This is a genomic window from Vibrio sp. 99-70-13A1, from assembly GCF_013114625.1.
Classification (GTDB): domain Bacteria; phylum Pseudomonadota; class Gammaproteobacteria; order Enterobacterales; family Vibrionaceae; genus Vibrio.
This window is the reverse complement of the sequence record NZ_VTXD01000071.1, coordinates 1-4,954: the sequence shown is the minus strand read 5'-3', so window position 1 is coordinate 4,954 and position 4,954 is coordinate 1. Positions and strand designations below refer to the sequence as shown.

The 4,954-nt window shown below is 32.6% G+C and carries 2 protein-coding genes; one reads left to right on the top strand and one right to left on the bottom strand.

Translation table 11 applies throughout. The features are described from left to right. The first annotated feature begins 150 nt into the window (after positions 1–150). Positions 151–927, top strand: a complete 777-nt coding sequence (locus F0226_RS22020) for a MipA/OmpV family protein (RefSeq protein WP_171737637.1) — start codon at positions 151–153, stop codon at positions 925–927. Between the two features lie 1,715 nt (positions 928–2,642). Here F0226_RS22020 and F0226_RS22015 read toward each other — a convergent pair. Then, positions 2,643–4,562, bottom strand: coding sequence for a methyl-accepting chemotaxis protein (locus tag F0226_RS22015; RefSeq protein ID WP_171737636.1), 1,920 nt, complete (start codon positions 4,560–4,562; stop codon positions 2,643–2,645). Positions 4,563–4,954 lie beyond the last annotated feature (392 nt).

Here is a 4,954-nt window from a genome sequence, read left to right as displayed (position 1 = left end):
GATGTGTATAAGAGACAGAGTTATGACTATAAATTACTTTATCTATTGAAATCATTTTTGACAAATTGTCTATTATTGCGTGCTATATGACCAAAATAAATATATAAAAGAAAATATAATTATGTTCTAAACAATAAATGAGTAACACAAATGAACACAATTAATAAAGCGATATTAGCATCAGTAGCATCTATATGTAGTTTTGGTACTTCAGCTCAAGCTATCATTAAGCATGGTAATATATACAACAATGAGAACACATGGACAGTAGGCGTAGGAGTTGCCTATGCTCAAGAAGTTTATAGAGGGACTGACAAGTGGTTCGCAATGTTCGATTTCGGTTATCTCAGCGAAGACTTCAATATATCAAATGCTGGTATTGCATACCGTTTTTTTGGCTCTAATGATAGTGCTTTTAGTTTAAGTGGAAAATTAGATACTAGTCATACAGGCTATGAAGCTAGTGATTCTAAGTATCTTCGAGGAATGAAAGACCGCGATACAAGTTATGACATAAGCTTAGTTGCAGATATCAACTCTTCTTTTGGTACGCTTTCAATACATGGTTCTCATGATATTTCTGGAGCTTATAAATCATATAATGCTGGAGCACGTCACTTCTTACCGATGAGCTTTGGGAAAGTAAATTTCACTCCTTCTATCGGACTTAACTATTTCTCTGAGAAATTTAACCAATACTACTATGGTGTAGAAGCATCTGAAGTAACGGCTGATCGCTTAAGTTACAAGGCTGATTCGGATTTTATTATGGATGTTTCATATAATCTTAGCTATTACATTAGAAAGAATTTGGAGGTAGTTCAATCAAGTGCATACGTTATATATGGTGACGAGATTGGCGATTCACCAATAGTTTCAAATAACGATCAATCGATATTTTCTTTAGCTGTAAATTATTATTTTTAAAGCGTTGTTAATAATGTAAAAAGCTAGTGGTTATTAACACTGGCTTCTTATATTGTAATTGAATTTTTATTTACAACTCTTAATAATACTTAAATGACAGGTGTTATGACGCTAATCAATCATCTATCTCAACTCTTTTTTTGTATAAAATTATCAACAAAACTATAGTGCTACTAATCGGAATTAATAATTAGCAAATAAGAATGTAACCAAAAGACAGTTGACTAAAATCTAGAACTAACAAAAGACCGTCGCTAATTTTGAGAATAATCTAAACTAAATATCTATCAAGTTATAATTAAATATATTCTGCTTCTCCATTTGACTAAAATAAATATTTTCTCAGACTTAAGAATGGCATAATAGTTGGTTCAAGACGTAAATCAGATGGTCAGTAGAGAAGAACTCAAAAACAATAAAAGTAGAGTAGGAGCGAAGAGCATGTAAATCTAATTAGCAGGCAGCATAGACTTTAACTTACTACAAGGTACTGTCTGGTGAATTGCTAGGTAAGGAAAGCTAAATTGTTCAGCGTTGATCTTCTACCGTAACCTATTGCTTATTGTGACTGCAGTAACTATTCTAGCCCGATGTAGTATAATATTTAGTAATTCATTCTGATTCAAGATATAAGGACACTTGTTAAAGTAACACCTGCTTAGAAAGTATCATAACTCCATCAATTAAAAAATTTTAGATGAAGGAATATTATATGGATGAGTAAACCGATCCTCGAAAGAATCATGTTTTTAGTGCCTTGAATCAACTTAATCAAATGTCTATTTAGTCAGAGCAGATCAAAGTAATCATAACAAACCAGTTTTTTATGATTACTTTGATGTATTTATAACCTAAAGAAAACTCGAGCGAGTTAATTACCGGCTGCTTCCAGCCTTCTTGAACTTCATCTTTTGGCTTAGATCCCCACAATAGTTTTGCTTCAACATAATCATCAATAAGCGTCTAAACTGCGCAATATTTTCTGCCGCATCTTCTGACATGATACAAGAGTTTCCTCTTTAAAAACTACATCTAAAGTGTATTACTGACTGTTGGTAATTCGCCAATACTGTCGAATATAGTGCATTAACAATTTGTGATTATGAGATAAAGATCTATGTAATACGGGGTAACTACCTTACTTCTTCCCTTACCTCGATTAAAGGCTATCTGAAAGTGAGTTACAGCCATTGCACTTAACTTAGAGTGGTTGTTTTAACTAGCTCGCTGTTCGTTAATCCACAGAGCTAAAGTCTCAAGAAAAGACACTGCGACAATAGAACGCAAGATACGTGGTATCATATGCCTCTTGGGATCTCGTGCACCAATGGTTATTTCCTTAGCAATCTAGTTTATCTTCTTCATATGTTAATGTCTTGCCAGCCTTACGCCCGGATGCATTGGTGCTTATGACAAAGAAAGTACGTTAATAAGGTCATGTTTTTGATAATCTGAAAACGAGTATCTTCGACGACTGATAATTTTGAATTATGTACAAAATCGTTATGTAGCTAAGGGTTTTGCGTTATTAGATCATATCCTCGTACGAAGTTCTATCCAGACCTGGTTTATTTCAGAAGCAGTGTATGTCATTCCAAGTCCACGCCATGAGAGTTATCAAGGCTTGTAAAAATTAGAAAGGAGTGAACGACTAGGCGATAAAAAGAGAGCTATTATTAACTCTCTTTAGGGGAGGTGGTTAGAATTGGTTTGCGCTAGTTCTTGGTTCTAAATTGACTTAAAGTACTTGATAGTTCAGAAAGACTGACTGTCATTTTCGTAAACTGTTCCTTTGAAATATTACAACTATCCAATGTGTTGTTAGCTAACGAAGATATCTCTAAGATGTGTTGACCTACATCAGAGGCGACAATATTTTGTTCTTTTGTTGCTGTTGCAATTTGAAAGTTCATACTGTTTATATCTACAACAGAATCATTAATAAGGCTAATTGCTTTCTCTGCATCCAATACTTTTACATGTCCGGTCTGAATAGAATCTATGCTGGCCTCTAATGATTTGAGAGCTTGTTGCGAATTGATACTCAAATCTTGGACTGTTTTGATGATTTCATTGGTTGATTGTTGTGTTCTATTTGAAAGATTTCTTACTTCGTCTGCAACTACAGCGAACCCTCTCCCATGTTCTCCAGCCCTTGCTGCTTCTATGGCGGCATTTAATGCTAATAAATTTATTTGCTCTGAAATGCCTGATATGAGATCAACAATAACAGATATATTCTCGATACCAATAATTAAACTTTTAACAGAGGTAGAGGTTACATCAGAGAGCTCAATCATCTGAGACATTTCATCGGATGCTTCTTGAAAGGATGTTTTTCCCTTCTCTACCTGTAAAGATATATTCTCAGAGGAGTGAGATGCGATGTTGGCATTGTTCGCGATTTCATCAGAAACAGCACCCATCTCTATTATCGCAGTACTGACCGTTTCGATCATGTTTTGCTGTTGACTAGCAAACTGAATTGCAGAATCTAGTTTTGTGGAGGTAGTAACAACATCATGATCTACCTCTTTACGTAAAGAATTGGCACTAAAAATTACATTTTCAATGTTCGACACAAAAGAGTTGAAACCTAAAGCAAGTTTTCCTGTTTCATCATCGTTTATTTTAGTGATTCGCCTTGATAAATCTTTTTCACTTTCACCTATTGCTTCTAATGCATCTCCAATATCCTTAATTGGCTTGAAAGAGTAGTTAATAAAGAAAGCCATAATAGAAAGGAGTATTAATGTACTTAAAAGGATGAATATTCCTCTTTTCAGCGCTTTTTGTAATATTTGTTCATTTGCTTCATTTGGACTGACATAAGCGATCAAATTCCAACCAATCACATCAACAACTGTTGATGATAAAATAAAATCATCTTGACTTGTTATATCTGTGAATAATTTATTTTTAGAGGAAATATTATTGTCGCTTGTAGAGTTTTCTTTATATGAAGAATATACCGATTCCCCTAGTTTGCTTTGTTCTCCGTGTACTCGTATTATGTCTTTTTTATCGCTTAAAAAAAGACCTCCATGTGAACCTACCTTATGATCAGAAATTATTTGTGAAATTGAATCAAAAGAAATACCTAGACCTGCAATACCCAAAAGAGAGCTATCATCATAGATTTTGAAGTTTATAAATATTGACATTTGATCTGTTACTTCGTCTGTATCAATATTCAACTCATACTTTTTATCACTAGAAATGAGATCAAAATACCATTTATCTTTAGCGTTGTTTGGTTTTAAATTTTTAAGAATACCATCTTCATAATAAAGATTTTTGGTTCCCTCAGACACAACAAAGACAGCGAAAGCATCGTTATTTTCTTTTATAGATCGAAGATAATTTTTAATTTTATTGATAATTGATGCATCTTCATTTTTTAGTAAGTCTGCAAGAAAAATATTATTAGCCATGTTTTTAGAGGTAATGAAGGCTGGTAAAACAAGGTTGGTTATCTCTTTTTTTGCTAAAGAAAGAGAAGAAGGGATAATGTTTTCTTGAATATTTTTCACAGCTGTATCGTGAGTTTGCTTGATGGCTAATGTTGTTTCTATAGCTGCAACTAAGAACATTGATAAACAACAAACTATTATTATTTTATTTTTAATATTCAAATTTAATACCACTTTTTCTGCTATATAGATTACTTTAATATACAGAAACAATTAACTCATAGAGTAATCATTATCCAATATTTACAATATCAATTTCTGAATGATGTTTTCGACAGATTTCAAGCAAAATAAGACATAGTTATACTTAAAAAAATTAAATAATACCATTTTTCTAAAATGAGACAAAATGAAAGCACATCCGGACTCCTGCAAGCAGTGCCATTGATTTTTTGTGTAAAATAGAAGTAAGTTAAAATGATGTTTCTGGTTTTGATTGTGTAATAATTCTAAAAATTTCAAAAGTTTAGAATTATCAATCTTAGTTAAATATATTACGTTTAATATTAAAGGAAAAAAAATGCAGTATGTTAGTTGTAAAGTATGTCATCAAG

Excerpts from the sequence above, each read along its gene's own strand:
- F0226_RS22020 (WP_171737637.1), top strand. The coding sequence starts at position 151 with ATGAACACAATTAATAAAGCGATATTAGCATCAGTAGCATCTATATGT.